This window comes from Trinickia diaoshuihuensis (genome assembly GCF_003390925.1).
GTDB classification, from domain to species: Bacteria; Pseudomonadota; Gammaproteobacteria; order Burkholderiales; family Burkholderiaceae; genus Trinickia; species Trinickia diaoshuihuensis.
Window position 1 is genome coordinate 100256 of record NZ_QUBS01000087.1, and the last position, 26905, is coordinate 127160.

A 26905-nucleotide genomic window follows, 5' to 3' on the forward strand; every position below is an offset into this window, starting at 1 on the left:
GTATCAGACTTTTAATATGTGCATAAATTTGCGTCAAGGGCGCAGATACCCGTGTGGCGCATCGGCGATACCGAGTGTTCGTACGATATTGTCGGCTCGACGCTCGCCCGCGATTTGGGTATCGTCGGGCCAGGCCGCACGGTGGGACGGCGCGAAGCGGCGCGTCCACGGGGAGCGCGAGGGATGCTCGCGCGTCGCATCGAGGTAGATAAGCAGTCAGGTTTGGCGGATCAAATGGGCGATCATTCAATTCATAGCGGCCGCGCGGGCATCGGCGTACCAAAGGTGCCTCGGCTCGAGCTGAAAGGTATCAGCAAGCAATATCCGTCCGTGCGGGCGAACGACGGCGTGGATCTCGTCGTCGCGCCGGGCGAGATTCACGCGGTGCTCGGCGAAAACGGCGCGGGCAAAAGCACGTTGATGAAAATCATCTACGGCTCCGTGCGCCCCGATGCGGGCGAGATTCGCTGGGAAGGCGAACTCGTGGAGATTGCCAGTCCCGCGCAGGCGCGCAAGCTCGGCATCGGCATGGTGTTTCAGCACTTTTCGCTGTTCGAGACGCTGACCGTCGGCGAGAACATCGCGCTGGCGCTCGACGAGCCGTTCGATTTGGCGGCGCTCGGCAAGCGGATCCGCGAAGTGTCGGCCGAGTACGGCCTCGACATCGATCCGCAACGGCACGTGCACAGCCTGACCGTGGGCGAGCGCCAGCGCGTGGAGATCGTGCGCTGTCTGCTGCAGCATCCGCGGCTGCTCATCATGGACGAGCCTACCTCGGTGCTGACCCCGCAGGCGGTGCGCAAGCTGTTCGAGACGCTCAAGCGGCTCGCATCACAAGGGTGCAGCGTGCTTTACATCAGCCACAAGCTCGACGAAATCCGTGCGCTGTGCGATACGGCGACCGTCATGCGCGGCGGCCGGGTGACGGGGCACGTCAAGCCGCGCGAGCAAACGCACGCGTCGCTCGCCCAGTTGATGGTCGGTCACGCGCTGCCCGATTACACGCGGCGCGCGCACGCGCCCGGCGAGGTGCTGCTTAATGTCGACCGCTTGTCGGTGCCGAGCGACGATCCGTTCGGGACGTCGCTCGAGAACGTCACGTTCGCGGTGCATGCCGGAGAGATTCTCGGGATCGCGGGCGTCTCGGGCAACGGCCAGGCCGAGTTGCTCGCGGCGCTGTCGGGCGAAAAGCGCGGGGCGGCCGAGCCAGATACGGTGACGATTTGCGGTAAGCCTGCCGCGCGGCTCTCGGCCGGCGCGCGCCGCCGCTTGGGATTCGCCTTCGTTCCGGAAGAGCGGCTCGGGCGCGGCGCGGTACCCGCGATGTCGCTCGAGGACAATGCGTTGCTTACCGCCTATCGTCAACCGGGCATGGTTCGGCGCGGGTGGATCGGCGCGCGCGCAATGCGCGCTTTCGCGGCCCGCTGCATCGAGGCATTCGACGTGCGCTGCGGCGGGCCCGGCGCGCTGGCGCAGTCGCTCTCGGGCGGCAATCTGCAAAAGTACATCGTCGGCCGCGAGGTGCTGCAATCGCCGAAGGTCCTCGTGGTCGCGCAGCCGACCTGGGGCGTCGATGTCGGCGCATCGGCGTTCATCCGGCAGACCCTGCTCGATCTCTCGGCGAAGGGCGTCGCGGTGCTCGTGATATCGGAGGAACTCGACGAGCTCTTCGATATCTGCGACCGCATCGCCGTCCTCGCTCGCGGGCGATTGTCGCCCGCGCGCAAGACGGGGGAGACGAACGCGGAGGAGATCGGCTTATGGATGGCAGGTCTATTCGGCGAAAACGGTGCGGCGCCGCCCGCCGAAGAGCCGCTCCATGCTTGAGGCCGCGATGAGTCCGGCGCTTTGAACACACGCATCATCCACGTCCCAACCGACTATGTATTTTCCCTACCGACTCGAAGCCCGGCCGACCCCTTCGCGCGCGATGCGACTCGCCGTGCCCCTCATCGCGGCATTACTGACGCTGGCCATCGGCTTTCTGATCTTCGGCCTCGTCGGACGCGATCCCGCGCAGGCGATGCGCGCGTTCTTCATCGACCCGCTCACCGGCGTCAACGGCTGGTCCGAACTGCTGCTCAAGGCGTCGCCGTTGTGCCTGATCGGGCTGGGGCTCGCGGTCGGCTATCGCGCCAACGTCTGGAACATCGGCGCCGAGGGGCAGATGCTTGCCGGCGGCATCGCGGCGAGCGGCGTGGCGATTCATTTCGACCAAGCGAGCGGTGCCCGGATCTTGTTTCTCATGATGGGGGCGGGTGTCGTCGGCGGCATGGTCTGGGCATCGATTCCGGCGTTCTTGAAGACACGGTTCAATACCAACGAGATCTTGACGAGCCTCATGCTGACCTACGTGGCCGCTCAGCTTTTGATTTACCTCGTCAGCGGTCCCTGGCGCGACCCGCAAGGAATGAATTTTCCGATTTCGGAGATGTTCTCCGGCGATGCGCTCTATCCGACGTTCGGCGGCGACTGGCGTTGGCAGTGGCTGCGCGGCACGCGGCTCAACGCGTCGGTGTTCTTGACCTTGGCTGCCATTCCGGCGGTGTGGCTCTTCATGCGCAAGAGCTTCGCGGGCTTTCGCATGAACGTGGGCGGGCTTGCGCCGCTTGCCGCGCGCTACGCGGGTTTCTCCGATTCGCGCACGGTGTGGACCTCGCTGCTCCTGAGCGGCGCGTTGGCCGGGCTCGCCGGGATGGGGGAGATCGCCGGTCCGATCGGGCAATTGCAGGCGACATGGTCGCCGGGCTACGGCTTCACGGCCATCATCGTCGTCTTCGTCGGCCGGCTGCATCCGATCGGAATCGTGCTCGCGAGCTTGCTCATGGCGTTGCTCTATCTCGGCGGAGAAGCCGTGCAGACCTCGATGCAACTGCCGCAGGCACTGTCGGGCGTGTTCCAAGGGCTATTGCTGTTTTGCTTGCTCGGAGCCGATCTCTTCGTCAATTACCGCGTACGCCGCGTCGCCCGTGTCGCGCACGGATGAACGCGCGGACGAGCCGCGCTCTCGCCATCGAATAACTCGCCAATCGAAATAGAACGACCATGGATATTCAACAAGCCGGATCACTGGCGTCGAGCGCCGTCGTTGCCGCCATTCCGCTGATGTACGCTGGTGTGGGCGAGCTCGTCACCGAGAAGTCGGGCGTACTCAATCTGGGCGTCGAGGGCATGATGCTGATGGGCGCCGTCACGGGTTATGCCGTGACCGTTGCGACGGGCCATCCGTGGCTGGGCGTCGCGGCCGCGATCGGCGCGGGCGTCGCGATGGCGTTGCTGTTCGCGTTTTTGACGCTGACGATGCTTGCCAATCAAGTGGCCACCGGACTGTCGCTGGCGATTTTCGGCACGGGCTTGTCCGCCTATGTCGGCAAGCCGTACACGTCGGCATCGATCAGCGCCACGATCAATGTATGGCCGGTCCCCGCGTTCGCGCACCTGCCCGTGCTCGGCCCCGCGCTTTTCTCGTTGACCCCGCTCGGGTATCTCGCGTTCGCCGTGTTCGGCCTCGTGGCATGGTTCCTCTATCGCACGCGCGCGGGACTCGTGCTGCGTTCGGTCGGCGAATCGCCGAGCGTCGCTCATTCGGTGGGCTTCCCCGTGATCGCGGTGCGCTATGGCTCGACGCTGTTCGGCGGCGGCATGGCCGGTCTTGCCGGAGGCTATTACTCGATCGTCTATCTGCATCTGTGGCAGGAACAATTGACCTCGGGGCGCGGCTGGATTGCGCTGGCGCTCGTCGTGTTCGCGACTTGGCGGCCCGCTCGGCTGCTTGTGGGCGCGCTGCTGTTCGGGGCCGTTACGGGCCTGCAGTTCTACGCCCAAGCGGTGGGCGTGCCGGTGCCGACGCAATTTCTCGCGATGTTGCCTTACGTGGCGACCGTCGTCGTGTTGGTCCTCATTTCGCGCAACCCGAACACGATCAAACTCAACGCGCCCGCGTCGCTCGGCAAGCCTTTTTACGCGACCAGCTAAGTCGATCACCGTTTTTCATCCCACACCACTGGAGAAGTTCAATGAAAAGAAAGACCTTGACCTCGCTCGCCGCCGGCGCTGCGCTCGCGCTGGGCGTGGCCCTCACGCCGGCCGCGCGCGCGGCCGACGTGCCGGGCGTCGCGTTCGTGTACTTGGGCAACCCCGGCGATGCCGGCTGGACCTTTGCGCACGATCAAGGTTCCAAAGAGGCCGAGGCGCAGTTCGGCAAAAAGATCAAGATCACGCGGGTCGAGGACGTGCCCGAATCGGCTGATTCCGAACGCGTGTTTCGCGACCTCGCCAGCAAGGGCAATAAGATCATCTTCGGATCGAGCTTCGGCTATCAAGACTTCGAACTGAAGGTCGCGAAGGACTTCCCGGACACCGTGTTCCTGCATGCGACGGGTTACAAGAAGGGCAAGAATTTCGGCACTTACGACGTGCGCATGTACCAAGGCGCCTACCTCGCCGGTATCGTCGCAGGACATATGACGAAGACGAACACGCTCGGGTTCGTCGCATCGGTGCCGATCCCGGAAGTCGTGCGCAACATCAATGCCTATACGCTCGGCGCGCGTTCGGTCAATCCGAAGGTCCATACCAAGGTGATCTGGATCAATAGCTGGTTCGATCCGGGCAAGGAAAAGCAAGCGGCCGAAACGCTGATCAGCCAAGGCGCCGACGTGCTGTTGCAGAATACCGACTCGAGCGCGACGCTGGCGACGGCGCAAGAAAAGCATGTGCACGCGTTCGGCTGGGACTCCGATATGAAGAAGTTCGGCCCGGATGCGGCGCTCGGCTCGGTCGTGGCGCACTGGGGCGTCTACTACCGCGCGGCGATCCAGCAGGTGCTCGACGGAAAATGGAAGAACGACCCCGTCTGGTGGGGGGTGTCCCAGCAAGCGGTCGACCTCGAGGACTTGAATACCACGGTGCCTGCTAACGCACTCGCCGACGAGAAGGCCGCGCGCAGCGCGATCGCGGGCGGCAAGCGCGATGTCTTCACGGGCCCGATCAAGGATCAGGGCGGTAACGTCAAGGTTCCCGCGGGCACGACGCTGACCGACGCCGACTTGCAGCGTCTGAACTGGTACGTCGAGGGGGTGGACGGCACGCTGCCGCACTGATGCGTCGGAACGGGCGGCGAGCCCGTTCTCAGTCCTCCAGCCGCATTCCTACCTTGAGCGTGACTTGCCAATGCGCGACGCTGCCGTTTTCGATGTGCCCGCGCGTTTCGATGACTTCGAACCAATGCAAGTTGCGCAGCGTCTTCGATGCGCGCTCGATCGCGCATCGCACGGCGTCGTCGCACGACTTGGTCGACGAACCGGTCAGCTCGATGTACTTGTAGACATGGTCGCTCATGAATGTTCTCCGTTTGTCGGCGAGAATGGAAAGACCAGTATAGGCAACGGCGCTCGAGCGTGCCGTGACGGGCTTTTTTCATCGCGAGGGAAAACGACGATGGACATTGGATTTTGCGGACCGGGTCTCATGGGCGCGCCGATGATTCGGCATCTGCTGCGAGCCGGACACACCGTCTGGGTTTGGAACCGTACCCGGGAAAAAGCTCGGGCGCTCGTGGCGGACGGCGCGCAGGTCGTGGATGCGCCTCACGATTTGCGTAGGCATGCGCAGTCGGTGTTTTTGTGCGTGTCCGACACGCGGGCCGTCGAGGAGGTCGTTTTCGGGCCCGGGGGCCTGCTCGGTGACGATCCCGCCGGTGCGAGCGCGGGCAGGGTGCGTTGGATCGTCGACCATTCGAGCATCTCGCCCGTCGCGACGCGGCAATACGCGGCGTGCGTAGCGCGTTACGGTATCGGCTGGATCGATGCGCCGGTTTCCGGAGGCGTGCCCGGAGCCGAGGCCGGTACGCTCGCCGTCATGGCCGGCGGCGAGGCTGCCGATATCGCCCAACTGGAACCGGTCATCGGCGCCTATGCGGCGCGCGTCACGCATATGGGCGAGGCGGGTGCGGGGCAAATGACGAAGCTGTGCAACCAAGCGATCGTTTGCGCGACGGTCGCGGGCATCGCCGAAGCGGTCGGTTTAGCTCAAGCGGCGGGCATCGATGCGTCGCGTCTGCCGCAAGCGCTGGCCGGCGGCTGGGCCGATTCCGTCTTACTGAGAACGTTCGTGCCGCGCATGACGGAGAGCGGACATGCGCCTCTCGGGTCGTTGAGAACGTTTCAAAAGGACATCGATACGGTCGCGGACGCGGCGCGATCGACTGGCGCGGTCGTGCCCGTCGTAGGCACGGTACAGCAACTGCTGCGCTTGGGCGCGGCAATGGGACTCGCCGACGCCGATCTGGCGGCATTTATCGACATCGTGCGGCCGCAAGCGAATACGGCGCCGCGCGGGCAATAACGATTCGGGTAAGCGCCGCGCGCGTGTCAGCGGAACGAGCGCGGCGCGGCATCGCCGGCGTTTTGCTTGCGCGGACCACCGGTGACGGCGCCTGCACCGAATTCGGGCAAGATCTTCGCGCGCGCCCGGCTGGCGAACACAAGGAAGCCGAACCCGTTCGTCTCGTACCAGTACCCGCCGTTCTCGAGGCCTTCGAGCGGCTGCTCGAGCGCATTGGCGATCGACTCAATGCAGCGGCGGCGCAGCTCGTCGACATCGGGGTAGGGCGGTTGCGCGCCGCGCACGGTGCACAGCAGGACGTCGAGCCCCGGTAGGGCGTGTTCGTAAAGCACGGGCTCGTCCTGCGCACGCGCACGGGCGATCTTGGTATCGAGCTGAACGAATGGTTTGAACTGGCGCAGGACGGCGAGAAACGATTCTTTGCTGTCCGCACTCGCGCGCCTGCGCTTTCTCGGGAAGGACATAAACATTCGCCTGAAAAAGAGTTGCAAGAAACACAGCGTCCTCATGCGACCACTCCCGGCTCTCGCGCGCCGCACGTCCGATCTTTTATAGCATACGAAATCGTCGCATTCACGACCGAACAACCTTTCGGCCATATTCGCAGCGTTCGTACGCAGTCATGTCGAAGCCGTGCATGGCGTGCGTCGCATCGAACTCGACATCTATGGCAATAATAGGCCCGAGTTTCATGGAAGTGCTGACCTAACTCATAAAAAATGCCAACTTCTGTGCGGACCCGCGCCCGTATATCGTCCGTTGAAATATCTCGGCACTGCACGGATAATGGTCCGGTTTCGCTGTTGCACGTCGTGCAACGCAAGCGCCGTGCCGCGCTTCGGGCGAGGCGCGCGACTCGAGGGGGCCGCCAAGGACGCATGAAACTATTCACGAAGGGCCTGCTGCTGATCGCCGTGCCGAGCTTAGTCGAGCTCGCGCTGGTCGGCATGTTGTCGAAAACCCAGGAGCAGGCTACGCAAGCGGCGCAATGGGCGTCGCACAGCAAGCAGGTGCTCTATCAGGCATCCGTGATCGTCGATCCGCTGTTACGCGAGGCCGCGCGCGTGCGCTCGGGCGTGATTCTCGGCGATGCTTCCTTTATCGATCATCAGGTCGTCTGGGTCGATCTGGGCGACCGCCTGGCGCGGCTCGAGAAACTGGTGGCGGACGATCCCCTCCAAGTGGAACGCGTGCGGCGCATGCGCGAGGCCGTCGATGCGTTTCGCGCACAGACCGAACAGGTCTATCGCGCCTTGCACGAGGGCAAACCGATAGAACTGGCTTCGTTCGGCGATACGCCGCTGCCGCCGGCGGTTTCCGCATTTCGCGATGAACTCGGCGCATTCGTGGCGGACGAATCCCGGCTCGACGCAGAACGCAGCGCGCAATTGGCCGACACGCGCGAGCAGCAGCGCAATGCGCTGATTGCGGCCATCGCGGGCTCGATGCTGATCTGGGCCATCGCGGCGCTCGCTTTTGCCGGTAACATCGGGCGCCGCCTGCGCACGCTGACGGCCAATGCACAGCGGCTCGGCCGCGCGCAGGCGCTGGGCGCACCGCTTGCCGGCAACGACGAACTGGCCGAACTCGATGCGGCGCTGCATCGAACGAGTGTCTTGCTGACCGAGTCGGAGCACGACCAAGCCGCGCTGCAGGCGACGCTCGAATCGCGTGCTCAAGAGCTGACGCAGGTGAACGACAGCTTGCGCCAGCAAAAGCAAGACAACGACATGTTCATCTATAGCGTGTCGCATGACTTGCGCTCGCCGCTCGTGAATCTGCAGGGCTTTTCGCGCGAACTGCAGGTGTCGTGCGAAGAGTTGCGCACCATGATCGATGCAGCGCGCTTACCCGAGGCCGAACGTGCGCGGATCACGGGCGTGCTCGATGGTAATTTAAACGAAGCGCTGCACTTTTTGCGCACAGCGGTAGCACGTTCGGCATCGATCATCGACGCGCTGCTGCGCATTTCGCGCGCGGGCCGGCTCGAATACCAATGGCAGCGCGTGAGCGTTGCCCGGGCCGTGGCGCGCGTCGTCGAATCGCTCCATCAAGCGATCGTCGAGCGCGGCGCGACGGTGTCCGTCGGCGAATTGCCGCCCGTATGGGGCGATCCGACCGCGATCGAGCAGATCTTCACCAATCTGATCGGTAACGCGGTCAACTATCTGGATCCCTCGCGCCCGGGTCGTATCGAGATCGGCACGCTCGATCAGGCTCCGCGCGAAAACGGCGAACGAGCGCCTAGAATGCGTACGTATTTCGTCCGCGATAACGGGCTCGGGATCCCCGATGCCTGTATGCCGAAAATGTTCAGCGCATTCCAACGGTTGCACGGCGATCGCTCGAAGGGAGAGGGCATCGGCCTCGCGCTCGTGCGCCGCGTGACCGAGCGGCACGGGGGACGCGCGTGGGTCGAATCGACCGAAGGCATCGGTTCGACCTTTTACGTGACCTTGCCTGAGCAACCGTTGCGGATGACTTGACGCGCCGCCCAGCCGCCGAACGAACCCATAAATCTGTATGACCGACGTTTCTCGCCAAGAGTCCGCCCGCGTCCTCATCGTCGACGACGACGAGGGCATCTTACGGCTCGCGCGCAAGTCGCTCGAACGCGCGGGCTGCCGCGTGTTCGCCTATTCGACCGCGCAGGCGGCCCATGCTCGATTGCCCGCCGATGCGCCCGATTTGCTCGTGTTGGACTACCAACTCGGCAGCGCCGAGACGGGGCTCGATTTCTTCCGGCGCTTGCGTCATGAAGGGACCGTGCTGCCCGCGATTCTCGTGACGGGCTTTACCGACGAATCGCGCGTGATTGAAGCCTTACGTGCCGGGATCTCCGACGTGGTGCCGAAGTCGGCCGGCTACTTGGAGTATCTGCCCGAGGCCGTCGAGCGCGTATTGACGCAAGTCCGGCTGCAGCGCGCGTCCGCCGAGGCGTTGTTGCTGCGCGACCGCGAGGCGCACTATCGCAGCTTGTCGGAGGCGCTGCCCCACCTCGTGTTCACGAGCAACGCGCAAGGCCAATGCGATTTCTTCTCGAAGCAGTGGTATGCCTACACGGGACTCGACGAGGCCGCTTCACGCGGGCTCGGTTGGCTCGCCGCCGTTCACCCCGACGATCGAGACGCGCTGCGTCAAGCGTGGCTCGACGCCGTGGGCGGGGCCGTGGATGCGGACTACCGGCAGGAGCTGCGCTTGCGCGCGGCCGACGGTACGTATCGCTGGTTCGACATGCGCATTGCCGATGTTCGCGATGCGAACGGACGCGTCGGCAAGTGGTTCGCAAGCTGCACCGACATCCAATCGCAGCGCGAGGCCATGGAGGAGCGCGAGCGCTTGCTCGCGGCCGAGCAGTGCGCCCGGCAGACAGCCGAGGAGGCCAACCGCGCGAAGGACCGGTTCCTCGCCATGCTCTCGCATGAGTTGCGCACGCCGCTCACGCCGGTGCTCGCGGGCACGCGCGTGCTGGAAACGATGCCCGATCTACCGGCCGCGGCGCAGTCGAGCGTAAAGATGATACGCCGCAATATCGAGCTCGAGGCGCGCTTGATCGACGACTTGCTCGACCTGACGCGCGTGGCGAACGGCAAACTGCGCTTGGCGCTCGAGACGGTCGATGTGCACGACGTCGTGGACAGCGTGCTTGAACTGTTTCGCGCCGAGATTCAGGTCAAGGCGCTCGACGTGCATGTCGAAAAGCGCGCCGAGAATCACTACGTACTCGCAGATCCGGCCCGCCTGCAGCAAATGTTGTGGAACCTCGTGCGCAATGCGGCCAAGTTTACCCCCGACGGAGGGCACATCTATGTGCGCACGCGCGATGCGCGCATGCGCATCGAGATCGAAATCGAGGATACCGGCATCGGCATCGCATCCGACCAGATCGGCAAGCTATTCAATGCGTTCGAGCAGGGCAGCCAGCGCATGACGCAGCAGTTCGGCGGGCTCGGTTTGGGCCTGGCCATTACGAAGGCATTGACCGATGCCCATGGCGGGACGGTCAGCGCCCGCAGCCCCGGCCCGCATTGCGGCGCCACGTTCACCATTGCGTTGCCGACGACGGCGCTGCCCGCGCACGAGCCGGTGCAGCCCGCCTCGTTGCAAGCGGCCGCAAAGGAACGGATCGCCATCTTGCTCGTGGAGGATCATGCCGACACGGCCGATGTGATGGCGCACCTCATGAGCTCGCTCGGGCATGACGTGGCCGTTGCGGCCTCGGTGGCCGAGGCGTTGGCGGCCACGCGGGCCCGCACGTTCGACCTGATCGTCAGCGACGTGGGGCTGCCCGATGGCACGGGGCTCGATTTCGTCAGCGCGGTGCGCAAGCATTCGCAGGTGCCCGCGATCGCATTGACGGGATACGGATCGGACGAAGATATCCGGCGCTGCCTCGCCGCGGGCTTCACGGCGCACTTGACCAAGCCCGTCAACTTCGGGCAACTCGAGGTGCTGATTCAGCGGGCCGCCGAGAATAAACGCTGAGGCGGACCCGCGCCGCGTTCAGCGTTGCTTGAGGGCGTCGCGGATTTCGCGCAGCAGCAGGACGTCTTCCGGTGTGGGCGGCGGCGCGGCCGGCGCTTCTTCATGGCTCTTGCGCATCGTGTTCATGAGCTTGACGATCCCGAACACGATGACGGCGAGAATCAGGAAGTTGATGACCGCCGTGATGAACGAGCCGTAGCCGAAAACAGCCACGCCGGCCGTTTGCAGATCCTTGAACGAATCGGGGTTGCCCTTGAACGAGGGCGGTATGTCGCCGAGCCGGACGAACTTGTTGGAGAAGTCGAGGCCGCCCGTGGCGACGCCGACGATCGGCATGATCAGATCTTTGACGATCGAATTGACGATGGTCGAGAATGCGCCGCCGATGATGACGCCCACGGCCAAGTCCATCACGTTGCCCTTGACGGCGAATTCCCTGAATTCCTTGACGATGCCCATATTGTTTTTCCTCCTTGCTTGACGGGGTGCATGCGAATCGCATCGAATGTGCAAGGTGCATGCCATCGCGGCCATGATAGCGAAGGGCCGCGCGCCCGTCACGGAAGAATTTGCGCGCGCGGCGCGCTCCTCAAGTCTTATACGCGAGCCGCAGGCCGCCCCAGTGGCGGCCGTTCACGTAGATCGGCGCCGAGGCATCCTTCATCATCGCGTAGGCGCCGCCGCCCATGTCACGCCGATAGGTCTGCAAAAGGAACGGCTTCGTGTGCGTTGCCGCCGCGAGTCCCGTTCGATCCGCGAACATGCGTCGGTTCCGGCTGTTGGCCGCGTTCCATACCGTATCCCCCGGGCGTTGCGGCTGAGAGAACTTTCGATTATGCGTGGGCAGATAGCCGCGCACGTCCACGGCGGCGCAAAACGCGACGCGCGGGTCCAACGCGAGCAACGGTTCTTGGATCTCGGGCAACGCGCGATCGGTGAAGGCGGTGAATTGCGTCGTGAACTGCTGCGGCTCGGTGCCCGGGACCGGTACGTACCGTGCATCGAACAGCGCGGCCTCGGTGATCTCGCCGCGCGCGAGCGCTTGCTCGAAGCGCTTGCCGATCGCGGCGGCCGTGCGCTGCGCGGCTGCGATGAAGGGCGTGTCGGGCGTCTCGACGCCGGTGGCGGCCGTCAATTCGATCAGCGTTTCCGAAACGGAAAGCAGGGTGGCGAGGCGGTCTTTCGCTTTGAGGAAGTTCGCGCTCGAATGCTCGACGCCGGTCGCCATCTCGCCCACTTGCTCCTCGAGGTGGTGGCATTGCGTTTCGATATCGCCGGTTAGCGTGGCGATCTGTTCGGCTTCTTCGTGCAACTGAGTGATCGCGGTACCCGTCGATTCGACGATCGCGCCGATCGTCGCCGAGCCTTCCTTCACGCGATGCGCGCGCGCCGTGTTCTCGGTGCCGTCGGCGATCAGTTGTTCGGTTTGCTGCGTCAAGCGCGCGAGCGTCGCTTCGATTTGAGCCGTCGCTTGCGCGGTCTTGCTCGACAGATTCTTGACCTCGGCCGCGACGACGGCGAAGCTCTTGCCCGATTCGCCGGCGCGCGCGGCTTCGATGGCGGCGTTGATCGCGAGTAGATGCGTTTGCCTTGCGATCAGCGAGATTTCCTCGGAGACGGTGCTGACGTGATCGAGTGCTTCGCGCAGCGCTTCGATTTGCGTGGCGATGCCGGTCACGCCTTCGACGAGGCCGTGGATATCGGCCAGCGACGCATCGAGCGTTTGCCGCGATTGCTCGACCGCGCTCGACGCCTCGCTGCTGACGACGCGCACTTGCTGGGCCGCCTGCGCGATCCGATGATTGCCTTGCATCGTGACGGAGGCCGACTCGCGCAGCGAGCGGCACACGTTCGCATGCTGCGCCACGCGGCCCGCGACTTCCTCGACGTGACCCGAGACGTCGCAAATCTCGATGCCGAGCTTGCCGGCGTATTCGGCGATGTCTCCCACGATCGAACGGGCGGCCCCGGGCCGCCGCAACGTCAAGCGCATGATGCTGTCTCCTTCGCGCGCATTCGCCATGGGCTTGCGCGTGCCATTCGTTATTGCCGCCGCCTCGACTCCGAGGACGCCCGCGGCCCATATCTATCCGATTCCGCTTACGCGGCACTTACGCGTTGTACGCGCGCGCAAGGGCGGGTGTCGCTCCGTAAAAACCAGGCCCCGCCGCCTCGGTCGATAGGCTCTCCTTTGTGTTAACGGACGATGCGCGGCTCGACTTGAGAGGGGATGACGATAGTATGACTATAGTGCTTTTAGCCATTGCGCAATCGCCGCGAAACGCTTAGATTGCGCGTGAACCTTCGCACGCACGACGCGCCCGAACAGACCACTCGCAGCAGGCCGGGCCTTTCACCGACGCTCCGCAGAGAGCCGCATGTGCGCGCTTTACCACCACCACGGAGGGGACCGTGCGACGCCTCGTCGAGAGCGCGCACGTCGATGCCATGTTCAAACGATTCACGATTCGCGGTGGGCTGACGCTCACGATCGCGGGCTATACGCTGGCCCTGATGGCAGCCATGGGCGCGGGGATGCTGGGCTTGCAGCAGAGCAACGACGCGCTCAAGCAAATGTATGCGACCGATACGGCCGCCTTGACCCATTTGAAAACGAGCTCCGAGCGCATGTTGCAAGTACGGCTCGCGCTGGGCAGCTATGAGACCCTGTTTTCGATGGGTAAAGCGGGCGACGATCTGCTGCCGAAAGCGCACGGCGTATTGAAGGACAGCGATACGCAGTGGAACGCCTACTTGTCGAAGCCGCGCGACTCGAACGAGTCGCGCTTGGCCGATGCCGTCGGCGCGGCGCGCACGGCGCTCGTGCAGCAGGCGATCGAGCCGGAATTCCAGGCGCTCGAGCAAAACGACTTCAATACGTTCCGCACGATCCAAGGGCAGACGGCGAACGAGCTCTACGGACGCTATGAAAAGGCGATCGCGGATCTCGAGGCGCTGCAGGTTGCGCATCAAGAGACGCGCTACGCGGACGCCCAAGCCATGTTCCACACCTTGGCCACGGGTGCCGCGGCGATCGCCGTGCTGGCGCTACTGATCGGTCTGTTCGCGCGTGGCGCACTGGTGGCGGCTGTCGTGCGGCCCATCGATGCGGTCATCAAACATTTCGAGCGCATCGCGGCGGGGGACCTGACGGGGTCGATCTCGGTCGATCGGCAGAACGAAATGGGGCGCCTGCTCGTGGCGCTCCAGCAGATGCAGGTCGCGCTCGTGGCGACGGTCTCTCGCGTGCGTACCGGGTCGGAGGCGATCATGCACGGTGCGCGCGAAATCGCCACCGGCAATGCCGATCTGTCGCAGCGCACGGAACAGCAGGCGGCCTCGCTGCAGGAAACCGCCTCGAGCATGGAGCAATTGACGGCGACGGTGAAGCTCAATGCCGCGCATGCCATCGAAGCGAGCGAGCTCGCGCGCGATGCGTCGGATACCGCGACGCGCGGCGGCGAAGTGGTGGGCGACGTCGTGCGCACGATGGAGGACATCGCGTCGAGTTCGCATCAAATCGGCGACATCATCGGCGTGATCGAAGGCATCGCGTTCCAAACGAACATCTTGGCGTTGAACGCGGCCGTGGAAGCGGCGCGAGCCGGCGAGCAAGGACGCGGCTTCGCGGTCGTGGCCGGAGAGGTGCGCAGCCTCGCGCAGCGCAGCGCGAGCGCCGCCAAGGAAATCAAATCGCTGATCGCGGCCTCGGCCGACAAGGTCCATAACGGCAGTGCGCTCGTGGGCCGCGCCGGCGAAACGATGGATCAAGTGGTCGCCGCCGTGCATCGCGTGACGGATATCATCGGCAAGATCAGCGCGGCGTCGGGAGAACAATCGACCGGGATCGAGCAGATCAATCTCGCGGTGGTGCAGATGGATTCGGTCACGCAGCAAAACGCCGCGCTGGTGGAGCAAGCCGCCGCGGCCGCCGCTTCGCTGCAAGAGCAAGCGGCCCAACTGGACGCCGCCGTCGCGGCTTTCCGCGTGCAGGGCCATTCGCTCGAGTCTTCGTCCAGAACGGCCGCGGCTCGGCTGACGCGCGAGCCGCTCGGCGCGCACGCTGTTTTGGCAAGCTAGGCTTTACTCGTCAAGCCGCACAGGGGCCGCCGATCGCCCGGCGGCCCGAGCTTACCCGGCGACGCGTAGCGCGGCGCCGCTCGTGCGTTCCAAGAATGCCTGCAAGTCGGCGAGCACACGCTCCGGCGCTTCTTCCATGGGGATATGGCCGAGTTCGGGGTAGACCACCGAATGGGCCCCTCGAATGCGCCTGACAAATTCGTTCGCATGCGCAAGCGGAATCCAACGATCCTTGCCGCCCCACAAGACGAGCGTGGGCACATCGAGCCTCGCAAGCGATTCGACGTCGAGCTTGGCGAAATCGAGCGTCGGCACCATCTTGACCACGGCTTCGCGCGTGCCCTCGCCATGAAAGAAGTCCGCATAGCGTCGCAGCGTGGCGGTATCCGGTAGGCGCGGATTGCCGTACACCGAGCGAATCGCATCGACGATGAACGCATCGGGCATGCAATGAGCGACCGTTGCGCGTACGAGCGGCTGGGTGAACAGCGCGATGTGCCGGGGCAGCCGCATGCGAAAGCCCGCCGCATCCACGAGCACCAGCCTATCGACGCCCGCGCGATGACGCAGTGCGTAGTCCCACGCGATGAGACCGCCGAGGGAGTTGCCGATGAAAATCGCGCGGTCGATCCCGAGCGCCGCGACGAAGGCGTCGATAAACGCGCGATACGAGGGCAAGTCCATGGTGGCGATGTCGCCGGAGGCCGCGCGCAAGGGCCCGGTGATACCGAATGGCGGGAGATCGACGCGGATGACGCGATGCTCGCGCGCGAGTCCGGCGGCCACCCCATCCCAGGTATCGAGCGACGCGCCGAATCCATGCAAGAGAACGATGGGCGGACCCTCGGCCGTGCCGATGCCTTCGTCCAAATAGTGGACGCGCGCGCCCATAAGCGAGAGAAAACGCGAATGCGGACGGCCATAGCGGCGGACGAGCTCGTCGCGCCCGAGGCTGATCACCCCCAGGCGCTCGAGCCACGAGCGCCGCGGCAACGCGGCGCGAGACGGCGTGGCTTGCATGATCCTCTCCCTGCGCTCGAAGCCGCGGCGTCGAGCGCTCTCCGTTGATATGTATCGATATCGTTGGCAAACCCGTCCGCTATTGTGTCGGCGAACGCAAGCGTTTGCCGTCCTTTAGAGGCGGTATTCGAGGTCTAAACGGATGAGGCTCGGGGTTATTTTTCGAAGACGTAATCGCCGGGGCGAACGCGCCGCGTGAGTCGGCGGAACGTGAAGGTGAAGCCCGGCCATAGAGCCGCGTTCCGGCCGCGCTCGGAGAGGTACCAACTGCGGCAGCCGCTCGCCCAGACGGTTTTTTGAAACGCCTGCCGCAGCCATTCGTTGAACGCATGCTCGACGTCTTCTCGCACCTGCATCGTGCGCGCGCCGCGCCGGCACAGCAGGCGCAAACAACTCGCGATGTAAGCGATGTGCGACTCGATCATGTAGATCATCGAATTGTGACCGAGCCCGGTGTTGGGTCCGATCATCATGAACAAGTTCGGAAAGCCGGCGATGCTCGCACCCAAGTACGCTTGCGGACCTTCGCTGCGCCAGCGCGCATCGAGATCGGCACCGTGCGCGCCGATGATCGGGAAGGGGGCGCCCGCGTCGGCCACCTCGAAGCCTGTCGCGCAGACGATCGCGTCGACGTGCCGGCGCCGGCCGTCCTCGGTCACGATGCCGTCCTCGACGATTTCGCGTATCGGGGCAGTGATGACGTCGACGTTCGGCTGCGTAAGCGCGGGGTAGTAATCGCTCGATAGCAAGACGCGCTTGCAGCCGAGCACGTAATCGGGCGTGAGCTTGGCGCGCAGTTCGGGGTCGCCGACGCGCCGCGCGAGGTAGCTCGAGGCGAAGCGCATCGGCGCGCGCATCCACTTCGGATTGACGACGAAGGCGAGGGCGCGGGCCTCATGTTGCCAATAAAGAGACCAGCGCGCGAACCGCTGCGCGAGCGGCAATGCGCGGAATACACGCTGGGCGCGCTCGCCGATCGGGCGGTCGGGCCTTGGCATGATCCAGGGCGGCGTTCGTTGGAAGACGAGCAGGCGGGTGACGCGCCGCTGCAGATGCGGGATGAATTGCACGGCACTCGCACCAGTGCCGATGACGGCTACCGTTTTGCCCTCGAGGACATAGTCATGATCCCAGCGCGCCGAATGAAAGAGCGCGCCGCGAAAGCGTTCGATGCCGGTGATGCCGGGCATGGCGGGACGCGAGAGGGGGCCGCTCGCCATGATCACGATATCGGCTTCGACGGTTTCGCCGGCTAGGCCCGTTTCATTGCTTTCGTTCGGTCGAGACGCCGAGGTCGCGGCTTGCGGCGTCGACACGTCGAGCCGCCAGACGCGGGCGTCGTCGTCGAAGCGCGCGGCCGTGACGCGAGCGTTGCAGCGGATCAGCGATTCGATGCCATGCTCGCGTGCGCAGCGCCGCAAATAGTCGAGGATTTCCCGCTGCGAGGCGAACGTGCGCGACCAGGATGGGTTCGGCGCGAACGAGAACGAGTAAAGGTGCGAGGGGATATCGCAGGCGGCACCGGGATAGGCGTTATCACGCCAAGTGCCGCCGATCTCGGGCGCCGCTTCATAGACCGTCAGCGACGCCACGCCCATGCGCCGCAGCCGGATTGCCATGCCGATGCCGGCGAACCCGCTGCCGACGATCGCCACGCGCAGCGCAATCTTGCTCGAACTGCTCACGCTCAGGTATCGCTCCAGCCGCCCGAGTCGTTGCTGCCGAAATCGACGCCGCCGTCGCTTCCGCCTCCGCCGCCGTCGTTCCAGTCGTTCGACCCCTGGCCGAAGTCGATATCGCCGCCATCGTTGCGTTCGGCGGCCCGGCGGCGCGCTTCATCGTCGTCGACATACACGTCGCGCTCGATGACGCGATCGCGCCCATGTGAGAGCGCTTCACCGAGCAGCACGCCCGTCAACAGGCCGCCCATGCCACCCATGCCGCCACCGCCTTGTTGAACGACGATGGGCGGCTGTTGCTGCGGTGGATACGGTTGCTGCGTCCCGTACGGAGCTTGCTGTTGCTGCAGGCGTTCGGCTTCCTGCGCATAGGCCGAGGGCCCGGCGCCCGGCGTTTGAGCGTTCGGGTCGGGGCGGCCTTCGACGCGCGCGCGCAGGCTGTCGAGCTGGCGAGCCAGATCGTCCAACTGATAAGCGGGCACCGGATTGCCGTTGTTCGAGAGCGATTCGACGAGCGCGCGCAATTGGTTTTCGACGTTCTCGATTTCGTTGGTCAGCGTTTCGTGGCCCGGCGCGGTCGATAGCCGCGCATCGAGCTTGAGCGAGCGCGTGGCGTTCAATAGCTCGGTGGCGCGCTTCAGTTGCGCCCGGCGCTCCTCGCCGGCTCGGCCGTCCTCGGTCGAGCGCGCGCGCCGCAATGTCCAGCGCAGGATCAAGACCACGGCGATGACGAGGATCGCCAGCCCGATCCACATACCCATCGAGGGGCCGCGATGAGTCGGCGCCGGCGTGGCAGGCAACGCCGCGGCGAACGAGTCGCCGCCGCTCTTCGTCGGCGCGGGCGCAACGGCTGCGCCGTTGCGGCTTGCCGCCGAGCGAATCCGCGCCTCGATTTGCGCGAAGCGGCCGGGGCTCGTGAAGCGGATCTGCGGATCGAGCGTCTTGGCCTGCTCGACTTGCGCGAGCGCGTCGGCATACCGGCCCTCGTTCTCGAGCACTTGCCCGTACAGGTAATGCGCGTGAGCGTTATTCGGATGGGCCGCGAGCACCTGCGAAAGCTCGGCATCGGCTTGCTGCCAACGGCCTTGCGCCATCGCGCGTTCCACGTCGCCGGCGCTCGGCACGGCGAAGGCCGCGCTCGAGATCAATAGCAGGGCCGCGCCCAAGGCTGCGAGAAATGTCTTCATTCAGTGAACCGGGCGAACCGAGCCCGTCTCCATAACCATCGACCTATTCGAGCGGGCGCGCCGCGGCGTGCCCGCATCGCCATGCGTCACTGCGCCGGCGTGTTTTGATTCATCTGCTTTTTGAGCGCTTCGAGACGATCTTCCACCGAGGGGCCGCGATCGAGCGCCGCGAGCTTGTCCTCGAGCGCCTTGCCCGACGAGGTGTCGGCCGAGTTCAGGCGCGCATCGGAGCGGGCGTTCGAGAGCGCGACCTTATCTTCGAGCTTGCGGAAATCTTCCGAGAGGTTTTTACCGCCGATGCCGCCGAGCGCCGTCGCCGCCACGTCCTTGGCTTGCGAGATCTCCTGCTTGGCCTGAAGGATGTTCGAGCGCGCGTTCAAATCGTTGCGGCGCTGGCGCATATCGGCGATTTGGCTCTTGAGCTGATCGACGGACGGCTCGAGCGTGGCCAATTCCTTCGCCAACGCATCGCGTTCCGCCTCGGCGTTCGCTTGCGCGGCCAACGCTTCGCGCGCGAGCGCTTCATCGCCCGATTGCAGCGCGCGCTTGGCGCCGTCCTCGTACTTCTTGGCTTTCTCGGCGGCGGCGTCGCGCTTGCTTTGCTGCATGGCCACTTGCGCCTCGATTTCGATCAGCGCGTTTTCGGCCTTGCCGATGCTCTCGTCGAGCTCGCGCACGATCTGACGCGCGTCGCGCGAGGGGTCCTGGACGGAATCGGCCGCATCGTTGAGCAAGCCTTTGACGGTACGCGAAATAGAGTCGAACAACGACATGAAAACCTCCGTGAATTTAAGTCGGCGCCGGGCGCGAGCGTGTGGCAGTTCGTCAAGTACCGATCTCTACATGCTACGCCGCCTCGCCGTGGGCGGCGCGGCGCTCGGCCCGAATGTCGGGGCAACGAAGGCGATTGCAAGATCCGTCTCACGATCGCTTCCTAATTTTGCCGCCCGCGGATAGTACATCAGGCCTTCGTTAAAACCCGCTTAAATCGAATGCGGCCACTTGGGCGCCGGGGCGGTTCAGGCGCGGCGGCCGCTTTCGATCGCCGGCTGCGCGTGGCCGGGCCGCTCCTCTTCGATCGCGCCCGCGTACGCTTTGTTCGCGAGCACGCGCGCGACGAGCGTCTGCGTCTCCGAGGCGGTATCCTCCGCCGGCGGCGCGACCGCTTGCGCCGCCAGCGCTTGCGCGACCGCCGCGGCTACGGGCAAGCAGGTCGTCTCGGCGGCGGACGCCTCGGCCATCGGCGACGCCGCTTTAGCCTCGCGAGGCGTTTGCGGGGCGCGCTGGCCCTGTGCGAGACGCCGCAATGCATCGTCGCGGCGGGAAACGCTTGCCGCGCCTAGCCGATCGACGAGCCCCGCGGCCCGAACCTCCTGGCCGGTCTCATCGAAGGCAAGCACCGCGCGGCGCACGAGTTCGCTCAAGCTGATTCCCATGCGCTGTGCGCGGGCCGCGAGCACCCGCTTTTGCGCGGGCGTGACGAAGACGACGAGGCGTTCGCTGCTGGGTGCGTTCATGGGCGGCTCGCTAGTTTGGATGCGCGGCGCGGCGCGCAAGGCACGGGCGGTGGACTTCACCCCCCATCATAAGGCGGCACGCTGCCTCAAAACGAGCGAAGTAGCGTTATCCGTGCCCGATCAATCACTTGGAAGCGTTTTTGGCCGCTTCTCCACAGGTCTTTCAACATTTTCTGTTGATAACTTCAGGCTATCGGGCGAATGTGCCGCTTTTGGTTAATTCTTACAAAAAAATTCCGATGCGGTCGCGGCGATTTCATTAGAATGCGCTGTTGGCCCGTCCCCGGCGGTTGACCGCCGAATACGGCCGACCACACGACTACTACGAGTTGCGCGGCGGATACCGCCCGCGCGAGAGAGGCGCTGAGAGCCGCGCCATTCATGCCGTCATGCCTATTATCAAACGACCGCCTTCCGTCGACCGTCCGGCCGACCGAGAACCTTCCCGCTCCGCTCCAGATAGCCGCCGTTCCATTGGCTCACGTATCGCGCTGACGTTCGCCGGGCTCGTGGCGACGCTTGCGATCGTCGGTGCGCTGATCGTCGGTTATGCCTTGATCGTCATGGCGCCGCAATTGCCGTCGCTCGAGGCATTAACCGACTATCGCCCGAAAGTCCCATTGCGCGTCTATACGGCCGATCACGTGCTGATCGGCGAGTTCGGCGAGGAGCGGCGTAGCCTCGTGCGGTTTCAGGACATCCCCGACATCATGAAGAAGGCGGTGCTCGCGATCGAGGACTATCGATTCTACGAGCACGGCGGCGTGGATTTCTTGGGGATCCTGCGAGCCGGCACGACCGATCTGATGCACGGCGGCGCGTCGCAAGGCGCGAGCACGATCACGATGCAGGTGGCGCGCAACTTCTTCCTCTCGAGTGAAAAGACATACACGCGCAAGATCTACGAAATGATGCTCGCGTACAAGATCGAGCGCGCGCTGACGAAAGATCAGATCCTCGAGCTGTACATGAACCAGATCTATCTGGGCGAGCGCGCCTACGGCTTCGCCGCGGCCGCGCGCGTGTACTTCGGCAAGGACTTGAAGGACATCACGCTCGCGCAGGCAGCGATGCTGGCGGGACTGCCCAAGGCGCCGTCGGCCTATAACCCGATCGTCAATCCGAAGCGCGCGAAGATCCGCCAGGCGTACATCCTGAAGCGGATGTTCGAACTCGGCTATATCACGCAGGCGCAATACGACGAAGCCGTCAAGGAGCCGATCCACACCAAGGTCGCGGGCAACGAATATAGCGTGCACGCCGAATACGTCGCCGAAATGGTGCGGCAGATGATGTACGCGCAGTACAAGGACGAGACCTATACGCGCGGCTTGACGGTCACGACGACGCTCGACTCGGCCGATCAAGACGCCGCCTATCGCGCGGTGCGCAAGGGCGTGATGGATTATGAACGCCGCCACGGCTATCGCGGGCCGGAAGGCTTCGTCGAGCTGCCGGCGGCCGGCGATCAGCGCGACGAGGCAATCGACGACGCGCTGGCCGACCACCCGGACGACGGGGAGCTCGTCGCCGGGGTCGTCACCGAGGCGAGCCCGAAGCAAATCACCGTGCAGTTCGTCGACGGCGGCACGGCGCAAGTCACGGGTGAAGGGCTGCGTTTCGCGGCGTTCGCGCTCAGTGCCCGCGCACCGCAAGCGCAGCGCATCCGCGCCGGCTCGATCGTGCGCTTGATGCCCGATGCGAAGGGCAATTGGCAGATCACGCAACTGCCGCAGGTCGAAGGCGCGCTCGTTTCGCTCGCGCCGCAAGACGGCGCCGTGCGTGCCCTCGTCGGCGGTTTCGACTTCAACAAGAACAAGTTCAACCACGTCACGCAGGCGTGGCGTCAACCGGGTTCGAGCTTCAAACCTTTCATCTACTCGGCATCGCTCGAGAAGGGCCTCGCGCCGGCCACGATCATCGACGACGCGCCGCTGTACTTCCCACCGAGCACGCCGGGCGGTCAGCCGTGGGAGCCGAAGGACGACGATCATCCGGAAGGGCCGATGTCGATGCGCGTCGCGCTCGAAAAATCGAAGAACTTGGTTTCGATCCGGATCTTGTCGTTCATCGGAACGAAATACGCCCAAGACTTCGTGACCCAGCACTTCGGCTTCGACGCCGACAAAACCCCGCCGTATCTGCCGATGGCGCTGGGGGCGGGCCTCGTCACGCCGCTGCAGTCGGCGGTGGCCTATTCGGTGTTCGCCAACGGCGGCTATCGCGTCAATCCGTATTTGATCGCCGAAGTCGACGATGCGCGCGGCCAGCCGATCTCGAAGGCGCAGCCGATCGTCGCGGGCCGCGATGCACCGCGCGCCATCAGCGCCGGCAACGCCTATCTGATCAACAGCCTGTTGCATTCGGTGGCCACCGCGGGTACGGGCGCAGGCACCAATGTGTTGCATCGCTCCGATTTGTCGGGCAAGACCGGTACGACGAACGACGCGAAAGACGGCTGGTTCGCCGGTTATCAGCCGACGCTCGTCGCCGTGGCTTGGATGGGCTACGACCAGCCCAAGAGCCTCGGTAGCCGCGAGTTCGGCGCCCAGCTCGCGCTGCCGATCTGGGTCGAGTACATGGGCCGCGCGCTGCGTGGCGTGCCCGATCAGCCGATGCCGATGCCGCAGGACGTGGTGTCGCTCGACGGCGAGGTTTATCTGGCCGACAAGGTGCCGGGCAACGGTTTCGTGGCCAGCATCGGCATGGACTCGGGGACGGCGCTGGCCGGTGGCGCCGGCGATGCGAGCGCGGCAGTCGGTTCCGTCGGCCCGGCAGGGATGGCGACGCCCGCGCCCAATGTGACGCAGCAAGAACAAAAGCAAATCCTCAATTTGTTCGAGGACAATCGGCCGTAACTGACTGGCGCATCCGAGGACCGCTCGCTTGCGTATATCGGGCAGTTGCTTCGCGTGGGGCACGGAGAGGCGGATGGACGAGAACGGGGCGGGCGGCGCCGGCACGGCGCCCAAAACATGCGCGCGGCGCGGCGATATCGCCGGGCAAATCGTGCTGGTGCTGCAAGGCGGCGGGGCGCTCGGCGCCTATCAAGCGGGCGTCTATGAGGCGCTGCACGATGCGGGCATCGAGCCCGATTGGGTGATCGGCACGTCGATCGGCGCGGTCAACGGCGCGATCATCGCCGGCAATCCGCCCGGCGCCCGATTGGACCGGCTCCGCGAGTTTTGGTCCCGGGTAGCGGCGACGGGCAGCGCAAGCGCGGGATGGCTGCCCGCGCTCGACGATTGGTGGCGCCGCGCATCGATCTTTTTGCAGGGCATCCCCGCCTTTTTCACGCCGTCGCCATATGCGTGGTGGGCGCTCGGCACGCCTCTTGGCCGCGAGCATGCGGCGTTCTATACGACGCAGCCGTTGCGCGAAACGCTCGATCGTCTCGTCGATTTCGACTACCTCAATACGCAAGCCGTTCGCTTGACGGTCGGCGCCGTGCATGTGGCGCAAGCACGGATGCGCTATTTCACGAATCGCGACGAGCGGATGAACGTCGAACACGTCATGGCATCGGCCGCGTTTCCGCCTGGGTTTCCGTCCGTTCAATTGGACGGCGAATCGTATTGGGACGGCGGCATTTATTCGAATACGCCGCTCGAAGCCGTGCTCGACGATCGTCCGCGCCGCAGCTCGGTGATCTTTGCGGTGCAGCTATGGCCCGCCAACGGGCGCGAGCCCGAATCGATCGTCGAAGCGATGGTGCGCCAGCGCGACATCCAATATTCGAGCCGCGCGCAAAGTCATCTCGAACGGCAGAAGCAGATTCACCGGTTGCGCCACGTCATTCGGGAGTTGGAGCAATACATCGCCGAACCGCAACGCGATTCGCAGGCCGTGCGCGATCTGCTGGCATGGGGCTGTGGCACGACGATGCGAGTCATCGAACTCGACGCGCCGAGTTTCGGCAACGACGATCTGCATAAGGATATCGACTTTTCTCCGGCCGGAATCGAACGTCGCCGCGCGGCCGGATATGAGGACACGCGCCGCATGATCGAACGCGCGCCTTGGCAAGAAGCGATGGATCCGATGGAGGGGATCGCGGTTTATCGGGCGGGACCGGGCGTCTGAAGGCGGCGCTTTGCCGGGCGCTGCCGCAAATCGAGCGCGGCGGAAAAATCGTTGTGCGTACAACCGGTTAGCGCCATCTCCCCCTGCTTATCAACAGGTCTGTCAACATTTTCTGGGGATAACATCGGCGCATCCCGGGGACCTATGCGACTAAGCGCTGCCGTCGCTGACTTGCGCCGCAAACGTGGCGGGATCGGTATTCGAACCGGCCAACAAGACGCCGACGCGCTTGCCTTGCAAGGTCTCGCGCAGCGGGCCGAGCAGGGCCGCGAGCGGTGCCGCGCAGGCCGGCTCCACGGCGACCTTCAACCGCTTGAACAGCTTCGCCATCGCGCCGCGCAACGCATCGTCCGAGACCGTCACGATCCGATCGATATGGCGCCGGCATAGCTCGTAGCTGTATTGCTCGGTATGGGGCGCGGCCAGCGAATCGGCGATCGTGTGCATTGCACCCATCTTGATCGTGTGATTGGCCGCGAAGCTCTTACTCATGACGTCGGCGCCCTCCGGTTCGACGCCGAATACGTGCACCCGCGTGTTGGCCAGCCGCAGGGCCGTCGACACGCCCGCGGCGAGCCCGCCGCCCCCGATCGGGACGATGACGGCGTCGAGGTCGGGCGTTTGCGTAGCCCATTCGTAGCCGAGCGTCGCGGTACCGAGCACGGTCCGGTAGCCGTTGAACGGGTGGACGAAGAAGCGGCCTTCCTCCGCTTCGATACGGCGCACGAGTTCGAACGCTTCGGCCGCCGTGTCGGCCAGGACCACTTCCGCGCGATATTGCTGACACAGCGCGAGCCGCGCGGCGCTCGTCGCGCGCGGCAACACCACCTTCGCGCTGACGCCGAGCCGCATCGCCGCATAGGCCACGCCCGCCGCATGATTGCCGCCCGATACGCAGGTCACGCCGACGCTGCGCTGCCCCGCATCGAGTGCGAGCAGATTCGTAAACGCGCCGCGCACCTTGAAACTGCCGCTCGCCTGCAGCAGTTCGAACTTGAAGTTCACCGACGTGTCTTCGAGCGACGGGAAGTCATGCCGCTCGAACACGGGCGTGCGCAACACCCAGGGCGTCAGCGCGAAATGCTGCGTGGCGATGGCATCGAGCGTGGGAATCGGCTCGCCGTCGATCGTGCGATCGGTGGGTTGCGGCATGGCGGTGGACATGATTCGGCGCGCGTCGAGGGTGGAAAAACGGCGCGCTAACCCTGCGCGCCGGCCGACATACTGCGGATGAACTTGCGCAAGAACGTCTCGCACGCCGACAGTTGCGCGAGTTCGACGTATTCGTTGGGCTTGTGCGCTTGTTCGATATCGCCCGGGCCGCAGACGATGCTCGGCACACCGGCGCGCGCGAAGAGTCCCGCCTCGGTGCCGTAGGCGACCTTGCGCGTTTCGCGATTTGCCGTGAGCGCGCGCACGAGAGCCGTGATCGCCGCTTGCTCCGACGCGTCGAGCCCCGGTGCCGCGGCGATTCTCGTGAACTCGATCGCGGCGCTGGGGTGCTCGCGGCGCATCTGCGGCAGCAGCGTTTCCTGCGCGTAGCGTTCGATACGCGCGAAGATCGCGTCGGGATCGAGCGTGGGCAGGTTGCGGAATTCGAACGCGAAGCGGCATTGCGCGGGAACGGTGTTGATCGCGTTGCCGCCTTCGATCGTGCTCGTTTGCGCCGTAGTGAACGGGACGTCGTAATGCTCGTCGAAGGGGCCGTCGCGACGCATCGCGTCGGCCAGATCGCGGATATGGCAAATGAGCCGCGCCGCGTACTCGATCGCATTGAGCCCCTTCGGCGTCAGCGAAGAGTGGGCCGCGTGGCCGCTCACGCAGCAGCGGTAGGCGTTGATGCCTTTATGGGCGACGATGGGGCGCATGCTGGTGGGCTCGCCCACGATGCATCCTTCGGGTTTCAGGCCGCGCGACACGAGCTCGTCGATCATATAGGGCGCACCGGCGCAGCCGATCTCCTCGTCGAACGAAAGCGCAAGGTGAATCGGCTTGGCGAGCCTCGCCGCCAGCATGTCGGGCACGAGTCCGAGCGCCATGCCGATGAAGCCCTTCATGTCGCATGTGCCGCGTCCGTAAAGCCGTCCGTCGCGCACCTCGGGCTTGAACGGATCGCTATCCCATGCCTGACCGTCGACGGGCACGACGTCCGTATGTCCCGACAGCACCACGCCGCCGTTCGTTTGTCCGTCGTGAGCGGGGATCGTGGCGAACAGGTTGGCCCATTGTCCGCGATGATCGTGCGTGAGCGTCGAGACAATGCCTTGTTCTGCCAATGCATCGCGCACCATCTCGATCAAACCGAGGTTGGGGACGCGGCTGGTGGTGTCGATGGAGACGAGGCGCTGGACCCAGGACAGGCCGAGCGGCGAGAGCTCGGATTGGGCGGAAAGAGCCGAAGCCGGCTCGGACGAAGACGAAGGAGGGGAAAGCGGTGCCGTTTCAGCAGCCTGCGACATGACGAAACTCCAGCTTTTGAGTGGCTCCGATCATACCGAAAAAAACGGGA

The 26905-nt window shown here is 64.9% G+C and carries 21 protein-coding genes; 10 read left to right on the top strand and 11 right to left on the bottom strand.

The window, feature by feature from the left end:
- The first annotated feature begins 234 nt into the window (after positions 1-234).
- Genes DXT59_RS25065 through DXT59_RS25080 form a run of 4 tightly spaced genes read left to right on the top strand, consistent with a single transcriptional unit; the run spans position 235 to position 5102 of the window.
- Positions 235-1827, top strand: a complete 1593-nt coding sequence (locus DXT59_RS25065; RefSeq protein ID WP_116140734.1) for an ABC transporter ATP-binding protein — start codon at positions 235-237, stop codon at positions 1825-1827.
- 55 nt (positions 1828-1882) lie between these two features.
- Positions 1883-2986 carry an ABC transporter permease gene (locus tag DXT59_RS25070; RefSeq protein ID WP_116140300.1) on the top strand — a complete coding sequence of 368 codons (1104 nt, stop codon included), beginning with the start codon at positions 1883-1885 and terminating at the stop codon, positions 2984-2986.
- Positions 2987-3045: 59 nt separating this feature from the next.
- Positions 3046-3975, top strand: a complete 930-nt coding sequence (locus DXT59_RS25075; RefSeq protein ID WP_116140302.1) for an ABC transporter permease — start codon at positions 3046-3048, stop codon at positions 3973-3975.
- A gap of 41 nt (positions 3976-4016) precedes the next feature.
- Positions 4017-5102, top strand: a complete 1086-nt coding sequence (locus DXT59_RS25080) for a BMP family ABC transporter substrate-binding protein (RefSeq protein ID WP_116140304.1) — start codon at positions 4017-4019, stop codon at positions 5100-5102.
- Positions 5103-5130: 28 nt separating this feature from the next.
- Here DXT59_RS25080 and DXT59_RS25085 read toward each other — a convergent pair whose 3' ends face one another.
- Positions 5131-5340, bottom strand: a complete 210-nt coding sequence (locus tag DXT59_RS25085; protein WP_116140306.1) for a dodecin — start codon at positions 5338-5340, stop codon at positions 5131-5133.
- A gap of 99 nt (positions 5341-5439) precedes the next feature.
- Here DXT59_RS25085 and DXT59_RS25090 point away from each other — a divergent pair, with 99 nt between their 5' ends.
- Positions 5440-6345, top strand: a complete 906-nt coding sequence (locus DXT59_RS25090; RefSeq protein ID WP_116140308.1) for an NAD(P)-dependent oxidoreductase — start codon at positions 5440-5442, stop codon at positions 6343-6345.
- Positions 6346-6371: 26 nt separating this feature from the next.
- On the opposite strand, the gene DXT59_RS25095 is transcribed toward DXT59_RS25090, so the two are convergent.
- A complete protein-coding gene (locus DXT59_RS25095) occupies positions 6372-6854 on the bottom strand; it encodes a hypothetical protein (protein ID WP_116140736.1) in 483 nt (160 codons plus the stop codon).
- 369 nt (positions 6855-7223) lie between these two features.
- On the opposite strand from DXT59_RS25095, the gene DXT59_RS25100 reads away from it, so the two are divergent.
- Together DXT59_RS25100 and DXT59_RS25105 are read left to right on the top strand one after the other, a co-directional pair.
- Complete coding sequence (locus DXT59_RS25100; protein ID WP_116140310.1) at positions 7224-8831, top strand: sensor histidine kinase; 1608 nt, start codon at positions 7224-7226, stop codon at positions 8829-8831.
- A gap of 37 nt (positions 8832-8868) precedes the next feature.
- Positions 8869-10830: a hybrid sensor histidine kinase/response regulator gene (locus tag DXT59_RS25105; RefSeq protein ID WP_116140312.1), complete on the top strand. Its 1962-nt coding sequence runs from the start codon at positions 8869-8871 to the stop codon at positions 10828-10830.
- A gap of 18 nt (positions 10831-10848) precedes the next feature.
- On the opposite strand, the gene mscL is transcribed toward DXT59_RS25105, so the two are convergent.
- Both mscL and DXT59_RS25115 read right to left on the bottom strand, forming a co-directional pair.
- Positions 10849-11289, bottom strand: coding sequence for a large conductance mechanosensitive channel protein MscL (gene mscL, locus DXT59_RS25110; RefSeq protein WP_116140314.1), 441 nt, complete (start codon positions 11287-11289; stop codon positions 10849-10851).
- Positions 11290-11419: 130 nt separating this feature from the next.
- Positions 11420-12823, bottom strand: a complete 1404-nt coding sequence (locus DXT59_RS25115) for a methyl-accepting chemotaxis protein (RefSeq protein ID WP_116140738.1) — start codon at positions 12821-12823, stop codon at positions 11420-11422.
- 455 nt (positions 12824-13278) lie between these two features.
- Between DXT59_RS25115 and DXT59_RS25120 the strand changes: the two genes are divergently transcribed.
- On the top strand, positions 13279-14910 hold the full coding sequence (locus tag DXT59_RS25120) for a methyl-accepting chemotaxis protein (RefSeq protein WP_116140740.1): 1632 nt from the start codon (positions 13279-13281) through the stop codon (positions 14908-14910).
- 51 nt (positions 14911-14961) lie between these two features.
- Here DXT59_RS25120 and DXT59_RS25125 read toward each other — a convergent pair whose 3' ends face one another.
- The 5 genes from DXT59_RS25125 to DXT59_RS25145 form a co-directional block, all read right to left on the bottom strand.
- Positions 14962-15930: an alpha/beta fold hydrolase gene (locus DXT59_RS25125; protein WP_116140316.1), complete on the bottom strand. Its 969-nt coding sequence runs from the start codon at positions 15928-15930 to the stop codon at positions 14962-14964.
- Between the two features lie 155 nt (positions 15931-16085).
- The gene (locus tag DXT59_RS25130; protein WP_240324666.1) at positions 16086-17615 is read right to left on the bottom strand and encodes a flavin-containing monooxygenase; all 1530 of its coding nucleotides are present in this window, start codon (positions 17613-17615) and stop codon (positions 16086-16088) included.
- A 2-nt stretch (positions 17616-17617) separates the two neighbouring features.
- Positions 17618-18796 carry a tetratricopeptide repeat protein gene (locus tag DXT59_RS25135; RefSeq protein WP_116140318.1) on the bottom strand — a complete coding sequence of 393 codons (1179 nt, stop codon included), beginning with the start codon at positions 18794-18796 and terminating at the stop codon, positions 17618-17620.
- An 86-nt stretch (positions 18797-18882) separates the two neighbouring features.
- Complete coding sequence (locus DXT59_RS25140; RefSeq protein ID WP_116140320.1) at positions 18883-19569, bottom strand: PspA/IM30 family protein; 687 nt, start codon at positions 19567-19569, stop codon at positions 18883-18885.
- Positions 19570-19815: 246 nt separating this feature from the next.
- Positions 19816-20313, bottom strand: coding sequence for a hypothetical protein (locus DXT59_RS25145; protein WP_162878238.1), 498 nt, complete (start codon positions 20311-20313; stop codon positions 19816-19818).
- Between the two features lie 389 nt (positions 20314-20702).
- Here DXT59_RS25145 and DXT59_RS25150 point away from each other — a divergent pair, with 389 nt between their 5' ends.
- Both DXT59_RS25150 and DXT59_RS25155 read left to right on the top strand, forming a co-directional pair.
- Positions 20703-23171, top strand: coding sequence for a penicillin-binding protein 1A (locus DXT59_RS25150; RefSeq protein WP_116140744.1), 2469 nt, complete (start codon positions 20703-20705; stop codon positions 23169-23171).
- A 73-nt stretch (positions 23172-23244) separates the two neighbouring features.
- Positions 23245-24396 (top strand): patatin-like phospholipase family protein, encoded by a 1152-nt coding sequence (locus tag DXT59_RS25155; RefSeq protein WP_116140324.1) that lies wholly within the window; start codon positions 23245-23247, stop codon positions 24394-24396.
- A 150-nt stretch (positions 24397-24546) separates the two neighbouring features.
- Here the strand turns inward: DXT59_RS25155 and DXT59_RS25160 are convergent, their stop codons facing one another.
- Both DXT59_RS25160 and argE read right to left on the bottom strand, forming a co-directional pair.
- Positions 24547-25560 (bottom strand): threonine/serine dehydratase family protein, encoded by a 1014-nt coding sequence (locus tag DXT59_RS25160; protein WP_116140326.1) that lies wholly within the window; start codon positions 25558-25560, stop codon positions 24547-24549.
- Positions 25561-25595: 35 nt separating this feature from the next.
- Positions 25596-26855, bottom strand: coding sequence for an acetylornithine deacetylase (gene argE, locus DXT59_RS25165; protein ID WP_116140328.1), 1260 nt, complete (start codon positions 26853-26855; stop codon positions 25596-25598).
- Positions 26856-26905: the final 50 nt, after the last annotated feature.

Coding starts and splice junctions, on each gene's coding strand:
- DXT59_RS25065 (WP_116140734.1), top strand. CDS start 235: ATGGGCGATCATTCAATTCATAGCGGCCGCGCGGGCATCGGCGTACCA.
- DXT59_RS25070 (WP_116140300.1), top strand. CDS start 1,883: ATGTATTTTCCCTACCGACTCGAAGCCCGGCCGACCCCTTCGCGCGCG.
- DXT59_RS25075 (WP_116140302.1), top strand. CDS start 3,046: ATGGATATTCAACAAGCCGGATCACTGGCGTCGAGCGCCGTCGTTGCC.
- DXT59_RS25080 (WP_116140304.1), top strand. CDS start 4,017: ATGAAAAGAAAGACCTTGACCTCGCTCGCCGCCGGCGCTGCGCTCGCG.
- DXT59_RS25085 (WP_116140306.1), bottom strand. CDS start 5,340: ATGAGCGACCATGTCTACAAGTACATCGAGCTGACCGGTTCGTCGACC.
- DXT59_RS25090 (WP_116140308.1), top strand. CDS start 5,440: ATGGACATTGGATTTTGCGGACCGGGTCTCATGGGCGCGCCGATGATT.
- DXT59_RS25095 (WP_116140736.1), bottom strand. CDS start 6,854: ATGAGGACGCTGTGTTTCTTGCAACTCTTTTTCAGGCGAATGTTTATG.
- DXT59_RS25100 (WP_116140310.1), top strand. CDS start 7,224: ATGAAACTATTCACGAAGGGCCTGCTGCTGATCGCCGTGCCGAGCTTA.
- DXT59_RS25105 (WP_116140312.1), top strand. CDS start 8,869: ATGACCGACGTTTCTCGCCAAGAGTCCGCCCGCGTCCTCATCGTCGAC.
- mscL (WP_116140314.1), bottom strand. CDS start 11,289: ATGGGCATCGTCAAGGAATTCAGGGAATTCGCCGTCAAGGGCAACGTG.
- DXT59_RS25115 (WP_116140738.1), bottom strand. CDS start 12,823: ATGCGCTTGACGTTGCGGCGGCCCGGGGCCGCCCGTTCGATCGTGGGA.
- DXT59_RS25120 (WP_116140740.1), top strand. CDS start 13,279: ATGTTCAAACGATTCACGATTCGCGGTGGGCTGACGCTCACGATCGCG.
- DXT59_RS25125 (WP_116140316.1), bottom strand. CDS start 15,930: ATGCAAGCCACGCCGTCTCGCGCCGCGTTGCCGCGGCGCTCGTGGCTC.
- DXT59_RS25135 (WP_116140318.1), bottom strand. CDS start 18,796: ATGAAGACATTTCTCGCAGCCTTGGGCGCGGCCCTGCTATTGATCTCG.
- DXT59_RS25140 (WP_116140320.1), bottom strand. CDS start 19,569: ATGTCGTTGTTCGACTCTATTTCGCGTACCGTCAAAGGCTTGCTCAAC.
- DXT59_RS25145 (WP_162878238.1), bottom strand. CDS start 20,313: ATGAACGCACCCAGCAGCGAACGCCTCGTCGTCTTCGTCACGCCCGCG.
- DXT59_RS25150 (WP_116140744.1), top strand. CDS start 20,703: ATGCCTATTATCAAACGACCGCCTTCCGTCGACCGTCCGGCCGACCGA.
- DXT59_RS25155 (WP_116140324.1), top strand. CDS start 23,245: ATGGACGAGAACGGGGCGGGCGGCGCCGGCACGGCGCCCAAAACATGC.
- DXT59_RS25160 (WP_116140326.1), bottom strand. CDS start 25,560: ATGTCCACCGCCATGCCGCAACCCACCGATCGCACGATCGACGGCGAG.
- argE (WP_116140328.1), bottom strand. CDS start 26,855: ATGTCGCAGGCTGCTGAAACGGCACCGCTTTCCCCTCCTTCGTCTTCG.